Here is a 25332-nt window from a genome sequence, read left to right on the forward strand (position 1 = left end):
AGCCCGCTGATCCTCGTTCAGATTATCCAGGCGGATATGATTCAGTTCCACGATGCCTGAAGTCGAGCGATCGAGACCTGCACATAAACCAAGGAGCGTTGTTTTACCACTTCCCGAAGGACCGACGATCGACATAGTCGAGCCCGCTTCTATTGCAAAACTTATATCATCCAAAACGGTCAGCGTACGCCCCCCGCTCTGATAAGTTTTACTCAAATTCTGAATATTCAGTATAATGTCCAAACTGTCTGGTTAAATTAATATTGGGTTAGCAATCTTCGCAAAATAAACAAAATGAAGGTCTTAGCCTGACCTGCTTTGTAAAAATCTTCTCATATTCTTGGATGGTGAGGGGTGGGGGATGTTACAAATTTATTGAATCCTTAACAGAGCCTCATTATCCCCTGTTGCAAACCTTGTAGTTTTAAAACCGCGGGCTAAAAACCATTTTGCATTTCAGAGCGGTTTTTATACCAAATCAAAAAACAGTCTAAAAAAGGGCTTTTGTTGATACCTTGTTGAGCTTTTCTTGGGCTAAAATGCATTTTTGGCTATCCCAGCACAATAATAGCCGAACAAGGTATCAAGAAGGTATCAACAAAGTGGCAGCAAACAGGAAGCTTTTACTTAATTTTCAGGATTGGGGAATGGCAATGAAAATTTGCCAATTATCACCTTTAAACTTATATAGGCTCATAGAAAGCCAGTTATTCTTTATTGGCAGGCAAATCATCTTTAATTTTTGGGTTTGATCGAATCAGTATGAGCCTTATACAATTTCAAGTTGTAGGTACCAACTTCGGTATCCAGGCCTAGGAAATCAGCGTCATGAGTGATAATGATTGCTGATTCCTGTTTTGCTAACAAGTATAAATAGTGATCGTTAAAATCCAATTTTTTAGAGTCAAAAGATGTTAGTTCTGAAAACTCAGTGTTTGTAAGATCTTTAAAAGCTATATGAGAGAAATATCCTTCAATATCATCAATGATACTCGCATATTGTAGTTCGCACTGGTCACTACCCCGGTATTCTGATTTATAGAATTCGGTGAATTTAGGAGACCCTGATCTGTTTTTGTACTTCCCATCGTAAGACTTTCTTGCATGAAATCGCAATAAGCGATTAAGGATTTCACTTAACTGTAGCGAGCAAAGAATTATTTTCGCGTTCTCAAGCTTGAAGATTTTGTCAAAGAATATCTTATAATGCTGGTTTACAGGTTCGTCATCAATACCCAATATAGGAAGCCAAACATTACTGTCTAAAATATAATAGCAATCTTTTGGATTGCTATTATTATGTAAATTGACAATGTTCAAGGTGTTTTAGGCAAGGGCTTCCTCACGGTAGGCCTGATAATTTTCCTTGTTCACGAAGTTATCCCACATATCGGTGTACTTATGCATAAAGTTCAAAATCTGTGTATAACTAACTGGATGGATATATTTTCTAACTTCTTCTTCCCCAAAATCGGCTAACAATTTACCGAACGAAGCATTTAGAAATAAGGTGGAACAGCGTTTAATGTCAGAAAAGTCTACTTCCACCTCTTCCTTTTGAGAAGATTCGAAATTCTTTCTTATTTCATTATATACTTTAATGCCATCATCGTGAAGAGAGGCATTAGAGCTATTAAGAATATTTATGACACTAATTTTCATTGCTAAGGATTTGTTTTTCAATACAATAACGAAAATTATAGTAGAATGTTTTCAAGGGTACAAAGATAAGTTTAAATATCAAATCTTAAAACTTTCCTGAAAGTAATGATTTTTTATTGAACTCCAAACTTATTACAGAGCCTATATATGTATTTCTAAGACTAGTAATCCCATTAGGATAAATGGATCCAGATTTCATTGTTTTACTGCACCAGCCAGCTTCGCCTGTGTAGATTTGAAGGCCTCCATTATTTTCATCTAAATAACTATGCAGGTTTTTCAGTCCGCTTCCACCAGGCGCATCAGGTTTAGTACTGTTGCCTTCAATGGCCCATAAAATTGAATCCCCGTCTGATTTAATTTTATCAGGTTGACGCTCCTTGATTTTTTTATAAAAACCCACCCCTAAGTCACAGATCGTAAAGTGGATTTTTTGTTGTTGCGGGTAGTGCTGTCCACAGACAAAAAAAGGATTGCCAGTTTCAGCATGTTTATCTATGTTTGCATATACTTCAGTAAGATCATCAATCAATTTCTCTTTAGTTTCTTCTGAGAATTTAGGCATTGCAGAGTGAATAAGTAATTCATTCTCCAGATAATCTATAAACTCATCCTTCTGCTGTGGAAAAAAGCCCTGATAAGGTATACAGCTTTTTTTATGATACTGATCAAGATTCTGTTCAACCTGAATGAAATTATTATGAAATAAGATACCGCATTTTTCAGCAACCTGCTTAGCATCTATTGAAAACAGTAATTGATTTTCCTTATTAAGTCGGTATAATAGTGCTCCCAAAAATGCACACAGGTTACCATCTATCCATCTGATATCGTCTAGCTTAATGTCAACAGTAGTACCTTCATACTTGCGACAAGTTTCATAAAACTTTAAAAGCTGTCTAAAACCAGAGAAATCTGTCAGGATGGAGTCTTCACCAAGATTTATTTCAATCACCTCGTAATACGTTTAATATCCTTTGTTTTAAATACTATTTAGTCCTAACAACCAATCGGTATAAATATGCTGATAAATTGAATTGGTTTTTTCAATCAAATCATCATCTTTTTTAAAATAAATGGAAGAAACAATTGTAAAGTAGTTTATCTCTGGTTAATCGTATAGGAGGATGCACCAATCCCTACTTGCCTGTAAGTTAAAAACCTGGCTGTATATTTAAAAATCTGTGGTTAGAAGAAACATTATATTTCAGCATTTATGAAGCTTCATCCGCCTATATGTGGAGTATGAAATGCTCTTATGAGCAATATGAACAAGCATATACAAAACTCCAACTCACAGCAGTTTTGGGCAAGAAGTACCGGGATTTATACAAAGTATTTAAATAAGCTCAATAAGGCTTTTTATACCTCACAGAATGGTTAAAGAAACACGTGCCTACCGAGTGGAAAGCAAAAGCCGACCTTTACGAGGATATCCTCGAAATGGTAAGAGGCAGCAACAGCAAGAGGAGAAATAGAAGGAATGAATCCGGAATAAAATGTATAAGTGCATTTTACACCAAACATCATTTGCCTAATCTAAACATTGACCTGCAGCAGATGAAAGCAGGTATTGCCTAGTATAAGTATTTGTAAATCAATGAGTAAACGGTAGTTTTATTTGTATTAACGGTTTCTTTATCCTAAATTTAATTAACTAAAACGCACTCTTATTTGAAAAATCTTAACCTGCGGTACTTCCGGGACCTTGTTCTGTGTGCTGCTTTCATTCTTTCTGTAAAGAGCCTGCTGGCTGAACCCGCAAGATATTCCTCATTTTCTTATGCTGTTAATAGAAACCAGGAGACGGTTGTTTATATAACCAATACCGGAACAAAATATCATAAATCTTCCTGCAGGTATTTGAATCAGAGTAAGATTAAGACGACGCTGAAGAAGGCTGTGGCGGCAGGGAATGTGGCTTGTAAGGTTTGTAAAATATAATAACTTAAGTATCATGAAAACAGCTCCGAAAGCCACAGCAAACCATTTTAACACACTGACCTGAGTTGAAAAACCTGACTTTAAAAAAATAAAGCGTTGGTATAAATGATAAAAAAAAACTAATGGATAAAACAGTTTATTTTTTGGGCGCAGGTTTTTCTGCAGACGCAGGAGGGCCTATTCAAAACGGTATAATTCAAACTATTTTAAGCAAAGGTTTTGAAGAGAAATATGTAGATACAGTCGAACTGTCACAGGCTAGAAAGGAGTTTATATCATTTTTAGAAGATGACTTAGGCGTACCAGAATCCTTATGGAACGCGGTGGCTTTAGAAGATGTTTTTACGCCTATTGATAGATGCATTTCAAATGGAAAGTCATTTAAAAAACATGATGTTAAGGAATTGGTAAGAATTCGAGAGGGGTTTCATGGATTGATGGGCGCTTCTATACAGTTTGGAGTGGACCGGAAAAATGAAAAAGAATACATTGATGATTATGCAAATTATTTGAATAACATAGCCCGACGTCGTTTGACTGATATAAAGAATGACAATATCGCTGTAATCACTACAAACTGGGACATTCTATTGGATAATTCTTTAAACACGTTGGTTAAGGAATTTTGCGAGGAAGAAGAAATAAATGGTGGTGAAAAATTAGCCGTTATCGATTATTGTTGTTATATCAGTTCATTAGAGGATGATCATCACATAAAACCTGGTTTATTAGCCTTAGGCAAATCAGGGTATAACATAAAATATTTGAAGCTTCATGGATCAATGAATTGGCTACACTGCCCAATGTGTCAAAGGATGTTTATCAAATATAACGAAAAGCAAATTTTAGGAAAACCTAAGTTCTGTAAGCACTGTAAAATCAATTATAAATTTAACAATACTAATAACATAAGATTGAAAGGCAATTTGCTTCTCCCAACCTTTCTTAAGGATTTGAGCAACATACAAATCCAATTAGTATGGCAGAATGCCGGTATTGAATTGGCAGAGGCGTCGAAAGTTGTATTTATTGGTTATTCATTGCCTATGGCAGATTTTGAAATTCGGCAGTTGCTATCTCGGTGTATCCCTAAAACTACCCAAGTCGAAGTGGTTTTGTATCCAGGAAGTAAATACTTAAATGACGAAAAGGAGAGGTTTAAAGTGTTTTTTGGTGACAGAATTGTGAGCGATGATAGCTTTATTTTAAAAAAAGTGCCTGATTACGTCACTGAGCTCCTGGCGACGAGTAGATCTTGAATTTCAATGCCGATTTGTTTTATCTGAATCGTTGGTTAATCATTTTTCTGCTATTGCATAAGGGGGGGTACATTGACTCTACCCACGAAATATAATTTGATTTCACATACCGTTTCATACGTCAAAAACATTTTATAAATAATTTGAAGTATGCTGATTTTTGGATTGGAAGGATTGGATCATAACAATGCCTGTTTCAGTAATCTTATTTAATGAGTCAAGTTTGATAGAATCCTATAACGAGCTATTTTATATTAGTTTTGCTAGAAGAAATCAATAGAGTTTAATTGTAAAATAGATAAATGATAACTAAACAAGCCCTGGGCAGTACCCTTTTCGGAATGGCCGATATATTAAGAGATAAGGTAGAGGACTACAAAGCCTATATCCTTTCACTCTTATTCTTCAAACGTCTTTCCGACAACTACGAATGGGAAAACAAAAATGCCATTGCAGAATTTGAGAAGGAACACGACCGACTACCAACAGCCAAGGAAGAAGCCGTTATTTACAAGAAAAAGCATGACTTCAAAATCCCTGAAGGTTGCTTTTGGAAAGATGTGCGGGAAGCAACCATTGACAAAAAGAATGAATTCTTGCACAAAGCTGTAAATGGCATTGCTGAAGCCAATGTAGATAAAGATGGTAGGTTTTTTCTCAAAGGGGTTATCAATACCGTTCGTTGGAACGAGCCTGCACCGGATGGTTCCGGCGGTAAGAAGCTAAGCCCTGAAGTCCTTTCTCTATTGGTGAGCTACCTCGATGCGGTTGACCTGAGCAACAAGAACGCCAGTGTGGATGTATTGGGCGATGCTTACGAATATTTAATTAAACGCTTTGCCGATGAAAACAAAGGCGGCACAACTGCGGGGCAGTTTTATACCCCAACCGAAGTACGGGATATAATTGTACGTTACCTAAAGCCGCAAAGTGGCAATGTAGTGTACGACCCTACTTGTGGGTCCGGTGGTTTCCTAATTGATGCCGCCAAGTATTGCAAAATAAACTATGGTAATCAAAAAGCTATTCGCTTATATGGCCAGGAAGATGTATGGAACACCTGGGCGATTGCCAACATCAATATGATCCTGCACGGATTGGATGCCAAAATTGAAAAAGGCGATACCATTCTCGACCCAAAGTTTAAAGAGGAAGACAATGAACTGGAGATAAAAAAATTCGACTTGGCAATGGCCAATTTCCCTTTCTCACAGGAGAATTGGTGGAAGAATGGTGAGCCTAAGAAAGATGCAAAAGGCAAAACCGTAAATAAAAAAGACGGCTCCCCCCAATTGGAATATCCCGGAAAAGAAGATTTCAACGACCCTTATGAACGTTTTGTGTATGGCAATCCACCTTTTTCCAATGGTGACTTTGCTTTTCTGCAACACATTGTGGCTTCCTTAAAAGATGATGGCAAAGCAGGTGTGGTTTGTCCGCAGGGTGTTTTGTTCAGAGGGCAACCCGCAAAAACAGAAGAAGAAGACGGACAAAACAGAAAAGCAGATGATGAGTATTTGATACGCAGGGGTTTTTTGCAAGGGCCTATTGACAGCAACGGTGAGTTTACTGCCATGCACAATATAGTAGATGCCGTGGTGGTATTACCCGGCAATTTGTTTTATGGCACTACCATCCCCGGCTCTATCCTCTTTATCAATAAAAACAAGCCAGAGAATCGCAAGGACAAAGTGCTGATGGTGTACGCAGCAAAAAAGGGTTGGTACAAAGAAGAACCCAACATGAATGTGCTGCTGCCTCATGATATGCTTCGCATTTCAACTATATTGGAAAGCTGGGGTGATGTAGAATTGGCCAAAGAGCATATTGCTACCCAAAAAACAAGGTTATGGACTTTGATACAAGAAGACCTTGGATTTAAACTATCCGAAATAGAAGACTTTTATCATCAGGTTATTGAAATCCATACTAAAAAGGCCGAAAGAATAAACAAGATCATTTCAGATAAAGAAGCCGAAGGAAAGAAAGCGACTAAAACCGAGCTTAAAAATCTTGAAACGGCTAACAGCAGCCTGGAAAAATTACTGAACCAAAAAGCAGATAAGATTTTAACAGCACATGGACAGGCTGCCAAAGAACGGAAGGCTATTGACGAAGTAGAACAGGAATTATTGACAATGTTGCAAGACCCTGAATTACGAAAACGGTATTTCTCAGTGGTGGATATGGAAGAATTGGAAGAAAACGAGTTTAACCTAAACATACCCCGCTATGTGGACACATTTGAACCCGAAGAGGAAATTGATTTATTACAGGCAATAGGAGACTTCAAATTGGTGGTAGCAGCTGAAAGTTCCTTTGAAAAAACAATTACATCTCTTGAAAACGCATTAATTCAAAATTAAGATGGGATTTAAACAAGAGAAATTTAAAAAACTAATTGAACATAAGTCCGGCTACACTTGGGGCAAAGAACAAGAGTTAGATAAGCCTGAACAAGGTACTGTTCGTGTATTGACTGTAACTAACATTCAGGAGAAATTAGATCTATCAAGTAAATTATATCTGAAGGATGTTAAAGATAGAGATAGAAAAGAAAAAAGTGTTAGCAAGGATTGGACAATTGCGGTAAGCTCCAATGGAAATAGAAAGCGAATAGGAAATGCAATATTCATAAGTGATGATACTGATTATTTATTCGCATCATTTCTCACAGCATTTAAACCAAAACAAGATGCTGATATTACTCCGGAATACTTTTTTCAATGGTTTTCATCTCATGTTGTTCAGGAGCGAATTACCTCTGTTTCTGAAGGCACAACTGGTTTAGGTAATCTTGATATACGCTACTTGCGAAATATGGATATTGAATATCCAGATAATGAAGTCGAACAAAAAGCCATCGCCACCATCCTTTCAAAAGTAGATGAAGCCATCAAGGCCACCGAAAACAGCATAAAGGCAGCCGAGAAACTCAAAAAAAGCCTGATGCAAAACCTGCTTACCGGCAAGTTAAAACCCGATGGCACCTGGCGGAAGGAAGATGAGTTTTACAAGCATGATAAATTTGGTAATTGTCCTGTTAGTTGGCATTGGGGCAGGTTATCAGAAATAGCTGATATTGTAGCTGGTCAATCTCCAAGTGGGGAGTTCTATAATGAAGATGGAATTGGTACTCCTATGCTAAATGGCCCTACTGAATTCACAGATTTGCATCCTATTCCTGTTCAGTTTACAACTAAGGTGACCAAGCTTTGCCAAATAGGTGATATACTTTTTACCGTAAGAGGTTCAAGTACGGGTAGAATGAATATAGCTGACCAAGAGTATTGTATAGGCAGAGGTATTGCTGCAATAAGGGCAAAAGAAGGAAGTGATATTGATTTCATCTATTACACACTTGTAACAATTTCTGAGAAAATACTTGCTGAAGCCAAAGGTGCAGGAACTACATTTCCTAATGTCAGCCGAGGTGAGCTTTTAAAGAAATGGGTTCTAATTCCAGATACAGACCAATCAGAGATTTCATCAAAAATTAAATCACTAGATGCATTTCTAAAAGAAAAGCAAAAAAAGGTCTTTACTATTCAGCGTCTCAAAAAAAGTCTGATGCAAAACCTCCTTACCGGAAAGGTAAGAGTTGATTTAAGCAAAATTGAAAATATTTTAAACGAAATATGAAATGATATTGCCTGACTTGCTAAAAGATAACTTGAAGATTGTCTTCTGCGGTACAGCCGCAGGAAATAAGTCTGCCGAACGAAAGGCATACTATGCCGGTTCCGGCAACTTGTTTTATCCAACCCTTTCAAGTTGTGGTTTTACACCACGTATCCTTACACCTGTAGAATTTCCAAATTTATTGGATTATGGCATCGGCCTCACCGATTTGGTAAAGCACCATTTTGGCATGGACAAAGATTTGAAGCAAGAACATTACGATGCCAAAAGCTTTGAACAAAAGATACTACAATACCAACCGCAGTTGGTTTGCTTTAACGGAAAAGAAGTGGCCAAAGTATATTTCAACCTCAAATACACAAAGCAGGTAGGTTATGGCTTGCAGGATAAAACTATCGGTAATACAAAGCTGTATGTAGCTCCATCCACCTCGTCAGCTGGGAGAAAACATTGGGAAGAATGTATTTGGCAATATTTGAAAAATATAATCAATTGATATGAAACCAGATTGGGCAGACTATAAAGTATATGAACTGTTTGATGCATTTATCTCTACGTGTATTCTCACAAACGACAGCTTTTTAACGGATGAAAAGGACGTTATAACTTTAAAAGCTATTGACGATTGTATAGATCGGTTTATCGTAAAGGTGATCGAAGGAAAAGATTCATTTGAGAATAAAATTAGAAGGCAATTTGATGGTGCACCATACGAGACCGTACTTTCGTTTGCACATGTAAATTGGTTATGGTGTATGTCACCTGGCGATTTTCAGAAAAGTTACAAGAAGAATGTTGCATCCTGGATATTAGGCGATGCCAAAAGGGTTCCGATAAAAGAAGATATATACCCTGATGGTGGTTTTGGCGATGCCGGCCCTTCCATAAAGTTTAGAAAACATAAGGAAATCTCATTCCTATTGTTGGTAATGAAACAACTTAAATTAAAAGTTGCGGATCAGTCAATTAATACTCTTGATGATGCAAAAAAGATGATCGAAAACATGTGTCTGGAGTCTCGTTTCAATTGGGATAGCGAACACAGTGGAATAGTTGATGATACTGTTTGGAAGCATACACCTGAAGGGAAATTGGCTATGTACAACATTTTACTTCATTTAAGCAATCCGGATAAATATGAACCTGTAGCATCAGACAGTCACAAGGACAGAATTAGAAACGCCTTTAATATTTTCATAGAAGAAGCCCCTGCAGACATAAAAGCAAAAAACAGAGAAGAACAAATTTTGTATATCAGAGGCATAGTTGCTGAAATACTTAAGGATGATGAATTTACTTTTTATGACAATTACGTTGGTAATATTTGGGGATGGGGCGGGAAAGCTAACTCATATGAATATGATTTTGATCCATTAACAGCTTTACTATACAAACGTGCAATAGTTTTATATGGCCCTCCGGGAACAAGTAAAACATATTCTGCAAAACAAATAGCAGAGAATGCTATTCTAAGACATCATTTACCTAAATGTAATCTTCAGGATTATTTAAAAACCGTCAGTAATAAAGAGGAAATAGAAAGAATAGTCAGCCATCGTATACATCGCTTACAACTCCATACCAACTACAATTATGAAGACTTTATTGGCGGAATAAAATTAGTTGATGGTAAAACAATTCCTCAGAAGGGAGATCTGCTAAAACTCATTGAAGATAAAGTGGCAGTTGATGATTATCCACACATACTGATTTTGGATGAAATAAATCGTGTGGATTTATCTCGATTATTTGGTGAATTCTTTTCGGCTATTGAAAATAGAAATGAAGAAATAAAATTGTCGGTAGGTGAATTTATTTTAAAGGTTCCTGAAAACTTGTACGTAGTTGGCACAATGAACGAAATTGATTTCTCTCTTGAGAGAATAGACTTTGCATTGAGAAGAAGATTCGTATGGTTTCCCTTTGGCTTTAGTGCCGATTCACTCAGAGAAATTATACATTTTAAACAAAGGGATTTGCTAAACAAAATTAGTGCTGATGATTTAGAGCGATTCATTGGTAACAGCACAAACTTAAATAACAAGATAACAGAAGCCGAAGAATTGGGGACACAATATCATATTGGCCACACTTTTTTTGCTGAGATTGTTGAAATATTCAAGCGATTTGAGGATGTTCAGGGAAGAAAGTTGAGTAGCATATTCGAGTTTAATGGGCCAGTGAAAATTCTTTGGGATATTTCAATTAAGCCAATGCTCGAAGCTTTTTTGGGCAATATGGAAAAGGATGATAGGAAAGAAAAAATAAAATCAATGGAAGCTGTTTATATTAATGGATGAATCATTAAAACATATAACCGCTTTTGATTGCTTGCCCTTCGATACCGAAGCGGTAACTGGCGATGTATTACAGGAGTTTATGCAATCGCAAAGCAAGAATGTGTTTTGGTTTTCTGCCGAGTACAATGCAAATGATGAAAGTAAATTAGTAGAGTACGATTACCGCAGCAATCAATGGACTGCTGGCAGGTTTGTGGGTGAGGCAGATTTTGAATGTGACAATCATCGATATAGAATTACCATTAAGCCAAGGTTTGGCGAAAAAGTGCTTTTCAGAATGTTGGAAGAAATTTTCAATATTCGGATTACTACTTCGGCAAGCCAAACCAGTAAAAGTGTTGACTGGCAGCATTACATTAAGCGTATCATAGCGTTTATCTGGTTGCAAAAATTGGCGAACGCCAATTTGCATGGTGTTCCTAAAACACAGGTACAAAGAGAACATAAGGGGCAAACCATAAGGGGGCGTTTGGATGTGAGGAGATCAATAAAGCCTCTACACCAAAACAGTGAGGTAATTTCATCTTATCGGGAGAAGCAGGTGGATGAGCATATAGCTCAAATAATTTTTCAGGCTTACCAAATTCTGAAATCAGATTTTGATATGGGCAAAATCAATATCCCCGATTCAGCCAAAGATGCCATAAATCAGATACACACTGTTGTACAGAATAAAGTTCACCTAAGCGAAAGCGATTACAGAAATATCAAGTACAAGGACATTTATTTAAGCTGGAAGCCGGTAGTGGATTTGTCTTGGGACATTATCAAGCGAAAACAGTTCAGCTTAAAACAGGATAAGGCCAAGCAGGGCTTCGGGTTCTTTATAGACATGGCCGAAGTTTGGGAGCAATACCTCAGAGCCACCTTAAAAAAACATCTTTTGCCGCATGGTTGGAGAAGCAAGAACGAAAAAGAAAAGCAGGTGGCATACAAGGGGTATTTCTTCCAAAGAGAATTGATTCCGGATTTGGTTTTCCAAAAAGAGAATGAGATAGCGATTTGGGATGCCAAATATAAGCAAATGAAGGGTAGATATTATGATGTTGACCGTTCCGACTTTTTTCAGATTCACACCTACATCCAATATCAGTTAAACCACAAAACGGTTAAGGCGGGTGGTCTGCTTTATCCTATTTCTTGTTCACCAAATTTTGATGAATATAAAAGTCCTCACCTGATTAACGAAGAAGGCGTTAAACTGAATTTCTCAGTTGATGGCATAGAGCTATCTGAAGGTGAAGATAATGAAAAGCACGTTCAGGCTGAGGCAGCATTTATAAACCGCATCATAAAAAGCATTTCATAACATGGGCAAACTATCAGAATTAAAAGGAGTTGAAAAACCCGTAACCGAATGGCTCAGCAAAATGGGATGGACTTTCAAAAGCAATGATGATTTGAAAGCGTATAACCGCCCATTTTCCAATCCGGTGCTGGAACCTATTCTTATTGAGAAGACAGCACAGATTAACAATATCACTCCGGCAGTTGCCAGGTTAGCGGTGGAACAATTGCTTCAAAACCTGAATAACCCAATACCTATCTTAGGGAATGAGGCTTTCCTGGATAAACTAGCTTCCCATGTCACTATTTCAGTGGAGGGCGATGATATTGATGTGCATTTTATTGACTTTGAAGACATCTGGAACAATGATTTTATTGTAACCAATCAATATTGGGTGCAAGGTTATAAAATGGTGAAAACAGACATTGTGCTGTTGGTAAACGGTATTCCCATAGTACCCATCGAGGCAAAACAGAGGGCTAGAAAAGGAACAAACTGGTTAGAGGGTGTAGCACAGTTTTCCACTTACGACCAACGAGCTGATAAATTGTTTATGTGCCATGCCTTTGGCGTGGCTTGCAATGGACGTATTGCCAAGTATGGTATTCCGGGAGCATCTTCTTCTTATTTCAATGAATGGAAAAGTAATCTGATAGATACTGCACAGCCCAATCCGGTTTTAGATCCGAGCAATGACCTGTGTTTTGTTTACAAAGACCCGGAAGATGCCTACTGGCACTTTGATGTAGCCCGTTTACCAAATGGTGAGGTATTGGAAAGAATGAAATTGGGCATCATTGGCCTATTGCAACCGGCAAAGGTCTTGGATATTCTCAAACACTTTATGGTGTTTGAGAGAACCGAAGGGAAAATTATAAAAAAGGTAGCCCGCTATCAGCAGTTGCGAGCAGCCAACAAAATTGCCGACCGGGTAATCAATTCCGATTTAAAGCAGGGTGTAATCTGGCATACACAAGGTTCAGGCAAGAGTTTAACTATGCTTTATACTGCCTTTAAGCTCAGACAGAGCAAAGAATTAAAAGACCCTACTGTTTACATTGTGGTGGACAGAAAGGATTTGAGGGAGCAGATAGGTGGCACGTTTGACGATTGTGAGTTTCCCAATGCCAGAGCAGTCAACAACATTGGTGACCTAAAATACATTATTGACAAAGCTCCGGCAGGGGTGTTTATTACCACCATTCAAAAGTTCAGGGAATTAGGCAACCGGCAGGATACCCGGGACAATGTCATCATTCTAATTGATGAAGCCCACCGCACCCAGTATGGCGATTTTCAAATGGAGCTGCAGGCGGTTTTACCCAATGCAAAACGCTTCGCCTTTACGGGCACACCCATCCCCAAGACACATCAGGAGTTTGGCATAGTGCGGCAAAAAGGTGAGCATGAGTATTACCTTGACAGGTACAGCATTCAGGATGCCATAGATGATGGAGCAACCAAACCCATACGTTACACCTTTGGACCACAGGAGTGGTTTTTGGATAAGGAAAAGCTAAAACAGGGCTATGATGAAATTACCGCTGAATTGGATGAAGATGAAAAGCGGTTGGTAGAGAAAAGGGTTCAGGCATGGAAAGTATTTTTGAAACACCCCGAAAGAATTGAAGCACTGGCAAAAGATATTGCCGAGGATTACAGAAATGTAGTTGAACCGCAAGGTTACAAAGCCCAGGTGGTAGCTTGCGATAAAGAAGCCTGTGTTTTGTATTACAATGAACTACTTAAATATTTCGACCGTTCAGAAATCTCCATCATTTTTTCAACAGGTGCTTATGATGAAGGTGAAAAATATAAACTCTATAAAGACCATTACAAAGAGGATGCTGAACGGAAAAAATTAGTCAAGCAGTTTAAGCGAAGGATTACAGAGGAAGAACAGAAATTAGGCAATAACCTAAAAGTGTTCATTGTATGCAATATGTTGCTCACTGGTTTTGATGCACCCATCGAGCAAACCATGTATCTCGATAGTCCAATCCGTGACCACAACCTTTTACAAGCTGTTGCACGGACAAACAGACCCTATGATGATAAAGTGTCCAAGTTATCAAAAGAGTTTGGCCGTATCGTAGATTACGTGGGTGTATTTACAAATTACAAAGAGGCATTAAATTATGACCCCGAAGACATTGGTGAATTTGAAGATGTAGAAAGTTTAGTCGCCACCTTCCCTAAAGTATTGGATGATGCCTTCAAACCATTTGAAGATATTCAATTGGAAGACAGTTACGAGTGTACAATGAACATCGTAAGGAAGCTGACAGAACTCGATCATGGCAAGTTTGAAAATTCCTTTAGGGAAGTAGTTCAGCTTTGGGAATCAATTTCACCACATCCAAAACTCAGGGAGCATAGAGAAAAGTATTTGTGGCTAAATGAGATTTACGAAATATACCTTGAAGAATTTAAACGTGTAGATTTTGATGCGGAGATCTATGCAGCAAAAACCCGTAAACTTATTCAAGAAACCGCCAAGCTGATAAATTTTAAAGGCCATCTGCCGGAGATTAAAATTGATTCTGATTATTTGAGCAAGCTCAAAGAAACCAAACTGAATCCTTCTGATAAAGCTGAAAAAATCATCAGGGATATTGAAACAGTAATCAGGCAGAATGAAGTCAACTCAGCTATTTATGTGGAGTTCCAAAATCGCTTAGATGATCTGATAAAGCAAAAGCAGGAACAAAGTTTAGCAATAGAGGAAATACTGAATCAGTTGGGAGTTTTGTATTCAGAACTGGATGAAGTTGCATCATTACCGAAGCGTATGGGTTTCCCTGACAAAGGTACGTTTGAAATATTTACACTGATTAAAAACGCTTCAAAGGCAGATTTCAACGAAGAACTCACAAGAGATTTTTCATTGAGTGCATTTGATAGCGTTATTAAAAAGAAAATATATATCGGATGGCAGGATGTTCCAAGAGAGTACGAACGACTTCAAACGGACATTGAGCTATTGGCTGCTAATCCAAAATTTGAAGAATTGAAAATTGATGAGCAGGAAGAACTGATAGAAAGAATAATGAAAGCCATCTTAGTAAATTATAGTTTAAACTAATGCAGTTACCGGATAATTACATATTGATACAAAAGGAAGTTAAACATGCCCGATTACGGGTAAGTGAAGACGGCCGTATTCGTGTAATTATTCCACAGGCATTTTCTCAGGAAGATGTGGAGGCATTGATAAAGAAAAAACAACGATGGATTGACAGGCATTTGAAATTCTTCAAAGGCATGTCAAAAATTAACCTTCAACGAAATCAAATATTGTTATATGGAAACAGGTACACCTATTTTTATGATTCAACCTATGAGCATAAAGTAATCGTTGACCATGAGTATAAAACCATCAGGGCAAAGCGAAATCTTTTAGATAAAACCGTTCAGCAGCTTTGGTTAACAGATGTTGCAAAGAAACACCTTGCAAGCCGCACCGAAGAATTAGCAGGAAAGCTAAACTTTAAATACAATAGGTTATACATCCGCAATCAGCATAAGAAGTGGGGCAATTGTTCAAAAGAAAAGAACATATCACTCAATTGGCGTTTGATCAAAGCCCCAATGTTTGTGATGGATTACCTGATAGTACATGAGTTGCTCCATACAGTTGTTATGAATCATACTCACAAATTCTGGACAATGCTCAAGTCGTATTTTCCCGATTACAAGGATGCAATCAATTGGCTTGATAAATACGGCAACAGTTTATAAAACAAAACGCAAAAAGAAATGGCATTATACACAAACCAAACTGGCAAACTAAAGGAGGTAAAAGAAAAACCTTTTAAACTGGAGAAAGACATTCAAAAAGTTTTTGAGGAAAACCTGTCTGCCATAATGGGGCTTGTATTGGTTAAAAGTGAATTTACCATTAAAAACAAGCGAATAGATACATTGGCTTATGATCCACAGACATGTGCCTTTATCATTATAGAATACAAAAGAGATAAAAGCATCAGTGTGGTTGACCAGGGCTTTACTTACCTCAGTTTGATGCTGGAAAATAAAGCAGATTTCATTGTGGAGTACAATGAAAGCCTACACCAAAATATGAAAAGAGAAGATGTGGATTGGAGCCAGACAAGGGTTGCTTTTGTATCAACAAACTTTACCGAAAACCAAGTTCAGGCGACCAACTTCAAAGACATCGCTATTGAGTTGTGGGAAGTAAAGCAGTTTGAGAATGATACCATCATCATCAATCCAATAAAAAAATCAAATGCAGCAGAAAGTATAAAACCACTAACCCAAAATAAAGAAGCACTCAAAAAAGTAACCGAAGAAATAAAGGTTTACACCGAAGAGGAACATATTCAAAAGACAACCGAACTCATTGCAGAACTCTTTCAAAAGTTCAGACAAGGGGTTTTGCAATTGGCAGATGACATTGAGATTAAACCCAAGAAAATGGAAATCGGTTTTCGTAAAGACAACAAAGTATTTACAGATATATGCATTTTGAAAAACTCTCTTAAAATATGGATTAACTTAAAAAAAGGAAAGTTAGATGATCCCAAGCAACTTGCAGAAGACGTATCTGAAAAAGGGCATTGGGGCAATGGCGATTATCAGATACAGGTTGAATCAGACAAAGACCTGGAATACATAATGAGTTTGATAAAACAAGCCATTAAATAATAGATTTTTCCAATCATATCCAGCTTTCGGTTAATATGTTCAAGATCTGAGATCAGATACATTTGCCTTACAAAATAGTATTATTTATAAAAGAACTTACTCATAATCGCTCATTAAACATTCATAAACGTGCTTATAAGGTAGCTGCAAAATTAATGTGAGAGTAGGTAGGAGTAGACCTGATAGCTATCGGGTTAAATTTCAACACTCAATTCTTCACTACAGTTGAAACCTGAAAAATACTAATGCTTATCGAACTCACCTTATGTCAGGCTTATCATATTCCGGCCTGCTCCATTACCGTTCCCTAACATTAATTGCTCTGCTCTACCTATTTTTCTATACTTGAAGACAAAACTTTTATAATAGCTTCTGAATTGTTAAAAAGGAAGAAGACACAAAAAATCGATAAGAAAATATTGACTATAATCCATAAAGTAGCAAGCTATGACTACCAGGAAATCATTGACCCCAATTCAAATTAAAAAATCTTTCGATGATCTGTTCAGCAGTTTTTCTGAAGAAGAACTAATAGAACAGGAGGCGCGATTATTATCTTTTCAATTTTTAAGTGAAATCGAAATGGCTATGAAGAGGCAAGGGATGAGCAAAAAAACCCTGGCTGAAAAAGTAAATACTTCTGCCAGCTATATCACTCAGCTCTTTCGTGGCGATCGTTTGCCTAATTTTAATATTCTGGCCAGAATACAGGCAGCTTTAGGCTTAAGGTTTGAAATTAAAGGAATTGAAGTCCATTCAGATATTTCCAGGAAAGACTCAACCCAACAAACTCCCCAGAATACTCTTATAATTATTTAAAAACTCCCTGGTAACCAAATAATGCTCGGTCTCTTCATATTGAATCTCTGTGATCCCGCTTTCGTCGAGTCGAAAAATCGTTGCGCCGGGATAAGAGAGCAGGATTGGAGAATGGGTGGCAATGATAAACTGGCAATTTTTATTTTGTGCCAGCTCGTGAATCTTCGCCAGGGCGGCAAGCTGCCGGCTGGGCGATAATGCTGCTTCAGGCTCATCGAATAGATAGAGGCCTTTACTGCCAAGCCTGTCTAATGTTTTCATGAATGCTTCCCCATGAGAAAACTCGTGAAGATAATCTCCAAATTCCCGGTCGGGATCTATCTCGGCTAAATAAGACGCGACCTTATAGAAGGTTTCGGCGCGAAGAAAATAGTAGTTGTTAGGTTTGCTGAAGCTTTTAATAGCCTTTAGGTGAAAATGCAGTTCTGAGACTTTCTCCCTGGGGTCATATTGAACGCCTTTGGTACCTCCATCAAAACCAAAGCCCTGGTTGAGCGCTATTGCCTCTATGAGTGTGGACTTGCCCGAACCGTTTTCTCCAACAATAAAAGTAACATCAGGATGGAATTTAAGCGACTCGAAATTCATAAGCGCCGGGATGGAAAATGGGTATACACTTCTGTCGGCTATTTTTTCAGAGTTTAGTATAATTTCTTTTAAGAATGGCTTTGCTTCCATAATGGAGTGAATATACGGGGTTTTTTTAGGTGTTAGGTGTTAGGCTTTAGGCCTTAGGTATTAGGTATTACTGGTGTGACATTGCAAAATTGAGTTTAAAAAATAAGAAACGGTCATTATTATTACCTTAAAGCCGTAATAAGGGAATTCTGTTTCATTTTTTAATCGAATTTAAGAATGATGGAAAGGCCCAACCCTTGTATTGAAGATGCGCCTCACTCTAAGATAGGTGCTAAGAGCCCCGTATTTTTCAATTCCAATTCTCCACCTAAAGCTGTATATTGGTTTTACAAATCCTGATTGAAGCTTAAGAAAAGGATTTGGATATAAGAGGAACATTAAATTTACAGTGAAATCAAGCTTATGAAAAATCAATCAAAGTTTACCATCGCCAGCCTGCTGCTGTTTTTATTTTTGATACCAATGGCACAGGCATCTAAACCTGTAAGAATCGCGACGATTGGGGCTTCCCCTTCGATCAATAAAAATCAGTCGCCGGAGGTTTTAGTGGAACAAATGATTAGTTTCTGGCAGGGACAGCTAAATCAGGTTCTTAAATCTAAACTGGATTTGATTGTATTGCCCGAAATTTGTGATGTGCCGACAGGTTTGAGTACTGCAGAGCAAAAACTGTATGTCGATGTGAGAAAAGACAGGCTTTCAGATTTTTTTGCTTCGGTAGCAAAGGAAAATAATTGTTATATCGCCTTTGGATCATTACATAATGCTGATAAAGGACTTCGCAATTCCCTGATTTTATTAGACAGGGCCGGAAAAATAGCCGGGACTTACCACAAGAACTTTCCAACTATTCCTGAAATGGAGCAGGGAGTTATCCCGGGTGATCAGGCCCCGATTTTTCAATGTGATTTCGGTACGGTTGGAATGGCCATTTGTTTTGATTTGAATTATGATGAATTGCGTGCAAAATATGCACAACAGCAGCCTGATATCATGCTCTTTTCCTCAGTTTACCATGGCGGACTGATGCAGGGAATATGGGCTTATTCCTGCCGCTCTTATTTTGTAAGTGCAATTGGAGTTGTGCAATTGCCCTCAGAAGTTCTTAATCCGCTCGGAGAGATCGTCGCAACCAGCACCAATTACTTCAATTATACGCTGGCCACCATTAACCTGGATTATGAATTAGCGCATCTGGATTATAACTGGGATAAACTCAAAAAGCTAAAAGCGAAATATGGTGATGCAGTAAGCATTCATGATCCCGGAAAAGTGGGGTCTGTAATGATTACCAGTGAGGATAAAGCCATTACTGCCCTGCAGATGGTTAAAGAATTCGATATTGAACTTCTGGATCCCTATTTTGACCGTTCCAGAATGTTCAGGAAAAAGCAAATGCTTTTACCTTAAATGAAAATCAGAATTTTGGGGCCTTTTTCAATTTTTTAATATCTTCCTCAATCTCTTTAAGACTTTGTTCCTTTTCAATTACTTTTTGGGTTATTTTATACTTTTCAAACTCTGCTTCTGATTTCTGTAATGCTTTTTCATGACTTATTTTTCCTGCATGGTTAAGCAATTCTCTGCCATTGAGTTGCAATATACTATCCAATCGCTGAATCCAGTCGGCCATATACATGGGTGTTTGCTGTTGCGCCATAGTTTCTGCAAAAGCCAGGTATTGCTCCACGAGTAAACCTAGTAGTTTTATTTCCTTCTCGATCAGGTAATTCTTGGCAATGCTTATATCTGCCTTCCTGATAGAGACAGTATTATTCTTGTCAAACGACTGCATTCCGAGTAGGGGCAAGCTTGCATCAACTCTGCGATATACCAGTTCAGCAGCTGTTTGCTGACTTATAGCCCAAAGCAATTTATTCTGAACTACCTTAAAAAACTCAATTGTCTTTTCGTCTTTGGGATCGTAATCAATACTGGTGGTATAAATATCTTTAATCTTCTGATAAAAGAAACGTTCCGAAATCCTTATCTCCCGAATGCGTTCCTGCAGTTCATTGAAATAATTCATGGAGCTGCCCGATTTGAAACGGTCATCATTAAGCGCAAAACCTTTAATGATGTATTCTTTGAGCCGCTGTGTAGCCCATATACGGAATTGTGTGCCCTGAGTGGATTTCACACGATATCCAACTGAAATGATAACGTCCAGGTTATAGTGTTTTACTTCCTTGTCCTGGGTTTTATCCTGAATTGCACCATGCTGAGTGGTTTGTCGGAAATTCCGACACACCACATTTTCATCTAACTCACCTTCTTTGAAAACATTTTGTATATGCTCTGTAATGGTTGTTCTAGCCTTGCCAAAAAGTTCAGCCATTTGCGCCTGAGTTAGCCAAACCGTTTCATCATCCAGTCGCACATCTATTTTGATGTTGCCTTCAGGGTTTTGGTATATGATGATTTCGCTGGTATTCACAGGCCTTATTATCTATTTTTTAAAATTGAAAGCAACAATTCTTACACAATATGAGTTTTTAAACTCTTTAGATTTTGATTTTATCTGCAATGCTAATTTAATTTATAAATTCAATATGGCTGATAAGGAACGAGGGAAATCTTTTGACTATATCAAGCCCGATGTCCGCAAGTAGCTATTTACCCTATCGAAATTAGTTATTGGTATCAAGCAGATAAAAAAAATGCCTTTTAAGTTTAATTATTTAATTATAATGAAAAAATATCCACAACTTTTGTAGCAATTTCAATCAATTTACCCCTCTGCCAGGTACCAAATTCGTACCTGATTCCTCCCTGATTCGCCAATCCTTCGGCAGCTCTTCGGGTGCCCTTCGCTTGCCGCCGAAAGCCAGTCGAAGCCTTGTCGAAGCAGTCACGAAGCTGTTAGGAATCTGTCTCGAACCCGAGTCGAAGGCCAGTCGAACAGCAGTCGAACAGCAGTCGAAGCGGACTCGAAGGAATTGAACATTTTTCCGAAGAAAAAGAATAAAAAATGCGTTTTAAGGTAGATTACATGAACAAAATGTAAATTTTCCCGAAGAAACGCGCTGGAAACGCACTGTTTCAATTTAAGGCCTGAATAAAGAATTCTGTTGAGATTTTGCACTTTGCCTGAACACAATGTTGTCAGGATCGAAATCTTATTTCTGACAGCCTTATTTTAGCCTTAAAACGGAAAATAGTCCCGGAGTTCTGAGCTCCCCAGGGCTTGAATTAAATTTACAAAAAATCCTGATTTTTAACCTGATTTTTTAGCTGCTCCAGATGCCGGGCAGAAAGGAGCAGCTTTATAATTTGCAGGGTAAATTGGATCACAAAATATTTTATTAATGAGGCAAAACATTTGAAGGGTTTTGATGAAGGCTCTTAAGCCTGAGAATCATCAGGATCTGAATTTAAATTAAAATTTTCTTTATAGTTAAACCACCTAAAGCCTAACACCTATCGCCTAATGCCTAATACCTAACACCTAACCCAACTTCCACTTCGCCGCCAGCTCCGCATTAAATCCATCCGCATCTTTAGGATTAGGTTCCCCTTTGCCGATGCTGATCAATTTGTACAGGCTATTCCTGATATAGCCGCTCCAGGCATCATGGCATACCTTATAACATTCGTACTCTGGCACCAGACCTTCATGAGTAAACTGTACCAGGGTTTTACCATTTTCTTCTGTGATATCAAAGACAAGTTTGGTATTGACCCATTCCGACTTATCATCAACGAAATTGAACTCATTGTCGAGCACCAGATAAACTAGTTTCTTCGCAGGAAGGGCTTCAATCAGTTTGATTTTACAGAGGTGAATTTCTTTGTAATGGTAAAAGAATTCTTCATTGAGCTTATCGGTATTGCCCTCAATTTCTTCGGACCACCAGCCGCGAAAGTCTTTAATTGCATTGAATGTTGCTGCCGCGCTTTTGTCGACAAGGATGTTTGTGGTGAAACTTTTGTTTTGCATGGGTTGTTAGGTGTTAGGTATTAGGCTTTAGGTGTTAGGTTATAGGTGTTAGGTTATAGGTATTAGGTATTAGGTTTTGGACGATGCGGGTAAGAAATTTTGAGGGTAGCAGTTGAATTTCAGGTAAACTGGTACTAATTATTATCTGAATTAATAAGTGGTAATAACTTGTCTTGCAAATACTGTGTCCAGGTCGGGGCACAGGCTTCATAACATTCTGCTTCGGGGCTTAAGCCTACATGGGTAAAAACCAACCCGGTCTTGTTTCCAATTTGGGAGATCTCAAAAATCACTTTACTGCCTGTCCATTCGTCCTGCTTTTGAATGAAATTCAGCTTGCTTTCTGTAGTCAGCCAGACGACTTTCTTATTGGGTATTACTTCCACTAATTTGTGCCTCGTAAAATGAACACCATCTCCGGCGCTGAAGCTAAACTCATCATTGAGCTTCTCTGTGTCACCAATAATTTCTTCCGAATAATATCCCGACCACCACTTGCGAACATTATTAACAGACTGAAATACCTTTTCGGGACTCTGATCAGTTAGCAGGCTTAGCGTGAAGTCTTTTGTTGTCATAGGTCACTTAGATTAGTATGAAACAAAAATATTTGCTTTTAAGCATTTCCGCAGGTGGCTAAATAGACATTATGGAGGGTTGATATAGACAAGTCAGTATACTAGCTTTGTACATGTGTATTATTTTTTAATGCCCAATAAATTTCTCAATCACCAAAATGAAACATATCACGATTCTTGTCCCATCAGGCGAAGCCAATAACCTCAGCAGCATTGTTGGTGCCTACAAAATATTGTTGAGGGCTAATGCCTATTGCCAGCAAAAGGGCAGGGGCGAATTGTTAAGGATCCAATTAGCTGGTATTTCGAAAACAGTTGAGTATTACGAGGGTTTGTTTGCCGTTAAGCCGCATATTCATATCTCGGCAATCAGTAGTACTGATCTGATAATTATCCCCTCACTGAATCATAATTATCAGCAGGCGGTAGCTCAAAATAAGGTGATGATGGACTGGATTGAACGACAATACAAGCAGGGCGCTGAAATTGCTTCGATCTGCACCGGCGCATTTCTATTGGCTTCAAGTGGTTTGCTGAATGGCAAAAGTTGTTCAACACATTGGGCTGCAGCCGAAAATTTCAGAAGTCTGTTTCCGGAGGTAAATCTGCAGGCTGATAAACTGATCACCGATGAAAACGGGATTTATACGAATGGGGGTGCCTATTCTTTCCTGAATCTTATGATTTACCTTGTAGAAAAATATTGCGACAGGGAGACTGCCATTTATTGCTCCAAAGTATTTCAAATCGAAATGGACCGTAATAGCCAGTCGGATTTTGCCATTTTCACCGGACAAAAACTACACAGTGATGAAGTGGTTAAAAAAGCACAAGCCCATATTGAAGCTGAATTACACCAGAAGATCTCCTTTGAAGAATTATCCTCCAGATTCTCTGTCAGCAGGCGGAATTTCGACCGGCGGTTTATCAAAGCTACCGGCAATACCCCGGGCGAATACACACAGCGGGTTAAAATTGAAGCGGCAAAACGGGCATTTGAGAGTAGTCAGAAAACCGTAAATGAGGTGATGTATGAAGTAGGATATTCGGATTTGAAGGCATTCAGGGAGGTTTTTCGAAAGATTACGGGGATATCACCGATGGAATATCAGAATAAATATAATTCAACTAAACTTTAATGAATTATAGGCAAAAATCGTTCGGGATTGTGAAAGCTACGCTATCTTATCCTTAAATTCTTCTAGTGTTATACTTTTACCTGCTTCAATATCTTCCTGGCCCTTTCTAATGCCTGAAACTACATGCGCAGGTAAATTTGCTTCCTTATTAATTTCAAAAGGAACTCCTAATGCTTTTAAAAATGCTTTTAACGCCTTTTCCTGAAATTTATCGGGACGCACAACGTAGGTTTCCATAATACAAATTCGTTAATATCTTTCTAATGAATAGGTTACCTCAGACTATCTTTTACTATTACCCAGCAGCTTTTTTAAGTTCTTTAGTTATACACTGATATTAAATCAAATTTACAAATTATCATACAATAATCATTCTATCCATTATACAAGGTTCGAATTACGAAATCACCTGTGCGAGTGGAAATAGATTTCGTCACCCGATAGCTATCGGGTCACTCAATCAAGGTGCGACTGACGAATTTAAACGCATGACGCCTAAGTAAATTCGTAACCCGATAGCTATCGGGTCTTAACGATTCGACTTACGAAATCACATGGGCGAAAAGAAAGTCGATTTCGTCACCCGATAGCTATCGGGTCGCTCAATCAAAATGTGACTGACGAATTTAACTGGCAAAACGCCCAGGTAAATTCGTAACCCGATAGCTATCGGGTCTGAAATCCTTTTAGGAAACAAAACCCTAAATCTGTATTTTCGGATTTCCTTATTCAAAGATTATGTTCAAAATAAAATTGTACGGCATTCTTTTCTTCTTTGCTATTATCAGCGCTTGTGGTAATGGTGAAAATAAAAAAGCAGAAAGCGAAACTGCTGATAGCCTGAGTGTCGCAAGTGTAACTACAAAGAAAACCATTCTCATCTTTGGAAATAGCCTTACTGCCGGACTCGGTGTAGAGCCTGATGAAGCCTTTCCGGCACTTATCGGGAATAAAATTGATTCCTTAAATCTTCCTTATGAAGTGATTAATGCCGGATTAAGTGGTGAAACTACTGCCGCCGGAAAAGAACGAATCAATTGGTTACTGAAACAAAAAGTTGATGTGTTTGTACTTGAACTGGGTGCAAATGATGGCTTACGGGGGATTCCGCTTACTGAAACCCGGAAGAACCTACAGAGTATCATTGATCAGGTAAAAGCTAAATATCCGGATGCTAAACAGGTAATGACCGGCATGGAAGTGCCCCCTAATATGGGGAGCAAATATGCTTCTGAGTTCCGGGTAATTTTTCCGGAACTGGCTAAGAAAAACAATATGGCATTGGTCCCATTCCTGCTCGATAAAGTTGGCGGTGTTCCTGAACTGAATCAGAGCGATGGTATTCATCCTACACCTGAAGGACATAAAATACTAGCCGAAAATGTTTGGGTGGTATTGAAAGATCTCCTCTAAAAAACGAAAGGCCCCGGTCTCCCGGGGCCATTTCAACCAAT

Annotated in this window: 24 protein-coding genes; 15 read left to right on the plus strand and 9 right to left on the minus strand. The window is 38.2% G+C overall.

Features of this window, described 5'->3' with window-relative positions; all coding sequences use genetic code 11:
- From VGE44_RS00090 to VGE44_RS00105, 4 genes are all read right to left on the minus strand, one after another.
- Window positions 1-243, minus strand: a 243-nt coding sequence (locus VGE44_RS00090; protein WP_331075738.1) for an ATP-binding cassette domain-containing protein, incomplete at its 3' end; no start/stop codon positions are given.
- A 492-nt stretch (window positions 244-735) separates the two neighbouring features.
- Window positions 736-1320 carry a PIN domain-containing protein gene (locus VGE44_RS00095; RefSeq protein ID WP_331075739.1) on the minus strand — a complete coding sequence of 195 codons (585 nt, stop codon included), beginning with the start codon at window positions 1318-1320 and terminating at the stop codon, window positions 736-738.
- 6 nt (window positions 1321-1326) lie between these two features.
- Entirely contained in the window at window positions 1327-1662 is a 336-nt protein-coding gene (locus VGE44_RS00100) for an STAS-like domain-containing protein (protein WP_331075740.1), read from the minus strand.
- An 85-nt stretch (window positions 1663-1747) separates the two neighbouring features.
- Window positions 1748-2617, minus strand: a complete 870-nt coding sequence (locus VGE44_RS00105) for a hypothetical protein (RefSeq protein WP_331075741.1) — start codon at window positions 2615-2617, stop codon at window positions 1748-1750.
- Between the two features lie 437 nt (window positions 2618-3054).
- On the opposite strand from VGE44_RS00105, the gene VGE44_RS00110 reads away from it, so the two are divergent.
- The 12 genes from VGE44_RS00110 (at window position 3055) to VGE44_RS00165 (ending at window position 17582) form a co-directional block, all read left to right on the plus strand.
- On the plus strand, window positions 3055-3243 hold the full coding sequence (locus tag VGE44_RS00110; RefSeq protein WP_331075742.1) for a hypothetical protein: 189 nt from the start codon (window positions 3055-3057) through the stop codon (window positions 3241-3243).
- A 93-nt stretch (window positions 3244-3336) separates the two neighbouring features.
- The gene (locus tag VGE44_RS00115) at window positions 3337-3606 is read left to right on the plus strand and encodes a hypothetical protein (protein ID WP_331075743.1); all 270 of its coding nucleotides are present in this window, start codon (window positions 3337-3339) and stop codon (window positions 3604-3606) included.
- A 122-nt stretch (window positions 3607-3728) separates the two neighbouring features.
- Entirely contained in the window at window positions 3729-4865 is a 1137-nt protein-coding gene (locus VGE44_RS00120) for a hypothetical protein (RefSeq protein ID WP_331075744.1), read from the plus strand.
- A 302-nt stretch (window positions 4866-5167) separates the two neighbouring features.
- Entirely contained in the window at window positions 5168-7231 is a 2064-nt protein-coding gene (locus VGE44_RS00125; protein WP_331075745.1) for a type I restriction-modification system subunit M, read from the plus strand.
- A 1-nt stretch (window position 7232) separates the two neighbouring features.
- Window positions 7233-8507 (plus strand): restriction endonuclease subunit S, encoded by a 1275-nt coding sequence (locus VGE44_RS00130; RefSeq protein WP_331075746.1) that lies wholly within the window; start codon window positions 7233-7235, stop codon window positions 8505-8507.
- Window position 8508: 1 nt separating this feature from the next.
- Complete coding sequence (locus tag VGE44_RS00135; protein WP_331075747.1) at window positions 8509-9003, plus strand: mismatch-specific DNA-glycosylase; 495 nt, start codon at window positions 8509-8511, stop codon at window positions 9001-9003.
- A gap of 1 nt (window position 9004) precedes the next feature.
- Complete coding sequence (locus VGE44_RS00140) at window positions 9005-10807, plus strand: AAA family ATPase (RefSeq protein WP_331075748.1); 1803 nt, start codon at window positions 9005-9007, stop codon at window positions 10805-10807.
- The gene (locus VGE44_RS00145) at window positions 10800-12116 is read left to right on the plus strand and encodes a 5-methylcytosine restriction system specificity protein McrC (protein ID WP_331075749.1); all 1317 of its coding nucleotides are present in this window, start codon (window positions 10800-10802) and stop codon (window positions 12114-12116) included. The genes VGE44_RS00140 and VGE44_RS00145 overlap by 8 nt, the downstream gene beginning before the upstream one ends.
- Before the next feature lies 1 nt (window position 12117).
- Entirely contained in the window at window positions 12118-15180 is a 3063-nt protein-coding gene (locus tag VGE44_RS00150; protein ID WP_331075750.1) for a type I restriction endonuclease subunit R, read from the plus strand.
- A complete protein-coding gene (locus VGE44_RS00155) occupies window positions 15180-15836 on the plus strand; it encodes a SprT family zinc-dependent metalloprotease (protein WP_331075751.1) in 657 nt (218 codons plus the stop codon). The genes VGE44_RS00150 and VGE44_RS00155 overlap by 1 nt, the downstream gene beginning before the upstream one ends.
- 18 nt (window positions 15837-15854) lie before the next feature.
- The gene (locus tag VGE44_RS00160) at window positions 15855-16763 is read left to right on the plus strand and encodes a DUF5655 domain-containing protein (RefSeq protein ID WP_331075752.1); all 909 of its coding nucleotides are present in this window, start codon (window positions 15855-15857) and stop codon (window positions 16761-16763) included.
- A gap of 447 nt (window positions 16764-17210) precedes the next feature.
- A complete protein-coding gene (locus VGE44_RS00165) occupies window positions 17211-17582 on the plus strand; it encodes a helix-turn-helix domain-containing protein (protein ID WP_331075753.1) in 372 nt (123 codons plus the stop codon).
- On the opposite strand, the gene VGE44_RS00170 is transcribed toward VGE44_RS00165, so the two are convergent.
- Complete coding sequence (locus VGE44_RS00170) at window positions 17541-18260, minus strand: AAA family ATPase (RefSeq protein WP_331075754.1); 720 nt, start codon at window positions 18258-18260, stop codon at window positions 17541-17543. The two genes, VGE44_RS00165 and VGE44_RS00170, sit on opposite strands and share 42 nt — an antisense overlap.
- Before the next feature lie 363 nt (window positions 18261-18623).
- Between VGE44_RS00170 and VGE44_RS00175 the strand changes: the two genes are divergently transcribed.
- Window positions 18624-19631: a carbon-nitrogen hydrolase family protein gene (locus tag VGE44_RS00175; RefSeq protein WP_331075755.1), complete on the plus strand. Its 1008-nt coding sequence runs from the start codon at window positions 18624-18626 to the stop codon at window positions 19629-19631.
- A 7-nt stretch (window positions 19632-19638) separates the two neighbouring features.
- Here the strand turns inward: VGE44_RS00175 and VGE44_RS00180 are convergent, their stop codons facing one another.
- The 3 genes from VGE44_RS00180 to VGE44_RS00190 form a co-directional block, all read right to left on the minus strand.
- The gene (locus VGE44_RS00180) at window positions 19639-20658 is read right to left on the minus strand and encodes a virulence RhuM family protein (protein ID WP_331075756.1); all 1020 of its coding nucleotides are present in this window, start codon (window positions 20656-20658) and stop codon (window positions 19639-19641) included.
- Between the two features lie 1011 nt (window positions 20659-21669).
- Window positions 21670-22161, minus strand: coding sequence for an SRPBCC domain-containing protein (locus VGE44_RS00185; protein ID WP_331075757.1), 492 nt, complete (start codon window positions 22159-22161; stop codon window positions 21670-21672).
- Between the two features lie 134 nt (window positions 22162-22295).
- Window positions 22296-22739 (minus strand): SRPBCC family protein, encoded by a 444-nt coding sequence (locus VGE44_RS00190; RefSeq protein WP_331075758.1) that lies wholly within the window; start codon window positions 22737-22739, stop codon window positions 22296-22298.
- Window positions 22740-22897: 158 nt separating this feature from the next.
- Between VGE44_RS00190 and VGE44_RS00195 the strand changes: the two genes are divergently transcribed.
- Window positions 22898-23878, plus strand: a complete 981-nt coding sequence (locus VGE44_RS00195; protein WP_331075759.1) for a GlxA family transcriptional regulator — start codon at window positions 22898-22900, stop codon at window positions 23876-23878.
- 36 nt (window positions 23879-23914) lie between these two features.
- On the opposite strand, the gene VGE44_RS00200 is transcribed toward VGE44_RS00195, so the two are convergent.
- Window positions 23915-24115 (minus strand): DUF2683 family protein, encoded by a 201-nt coding sequence (locus VGE44_RS00200; protein WP_331075760.1) that lies wholly within the window; start codon window positions 24113-24115, stop codon window positions 23915-23917.
- Window positions 24116-24616: 501 nt separating this feature from the next.
- On the opposite strand from VGE44_RS00200, the gene VGE44_RS00205 reads away from it, so the two are divergent.
- The gene (locus VGE44_RS00205; protein WP_331075761.1) at window positions 24617-25291 is read left to right on the plus strand and encodes an arylesterase; all 675 of its coding nucleotides are present in this window, start codon (window positions 24617-24619) and stop codon (window positions 25289-25291) included.
- Window positions 25292-25332 lie beyond the last annotated feature (41 nt).

The organism is Daejeonella sp. (assembly GCF_036405355.1).
In the GTDB taxonomy this organism is placed as follows: domain Bacteria; phylum Bacteroidota; class Bacteroidia; order Sphingobacteriales; family Sphingobacteriaceae; genus Daejeonella.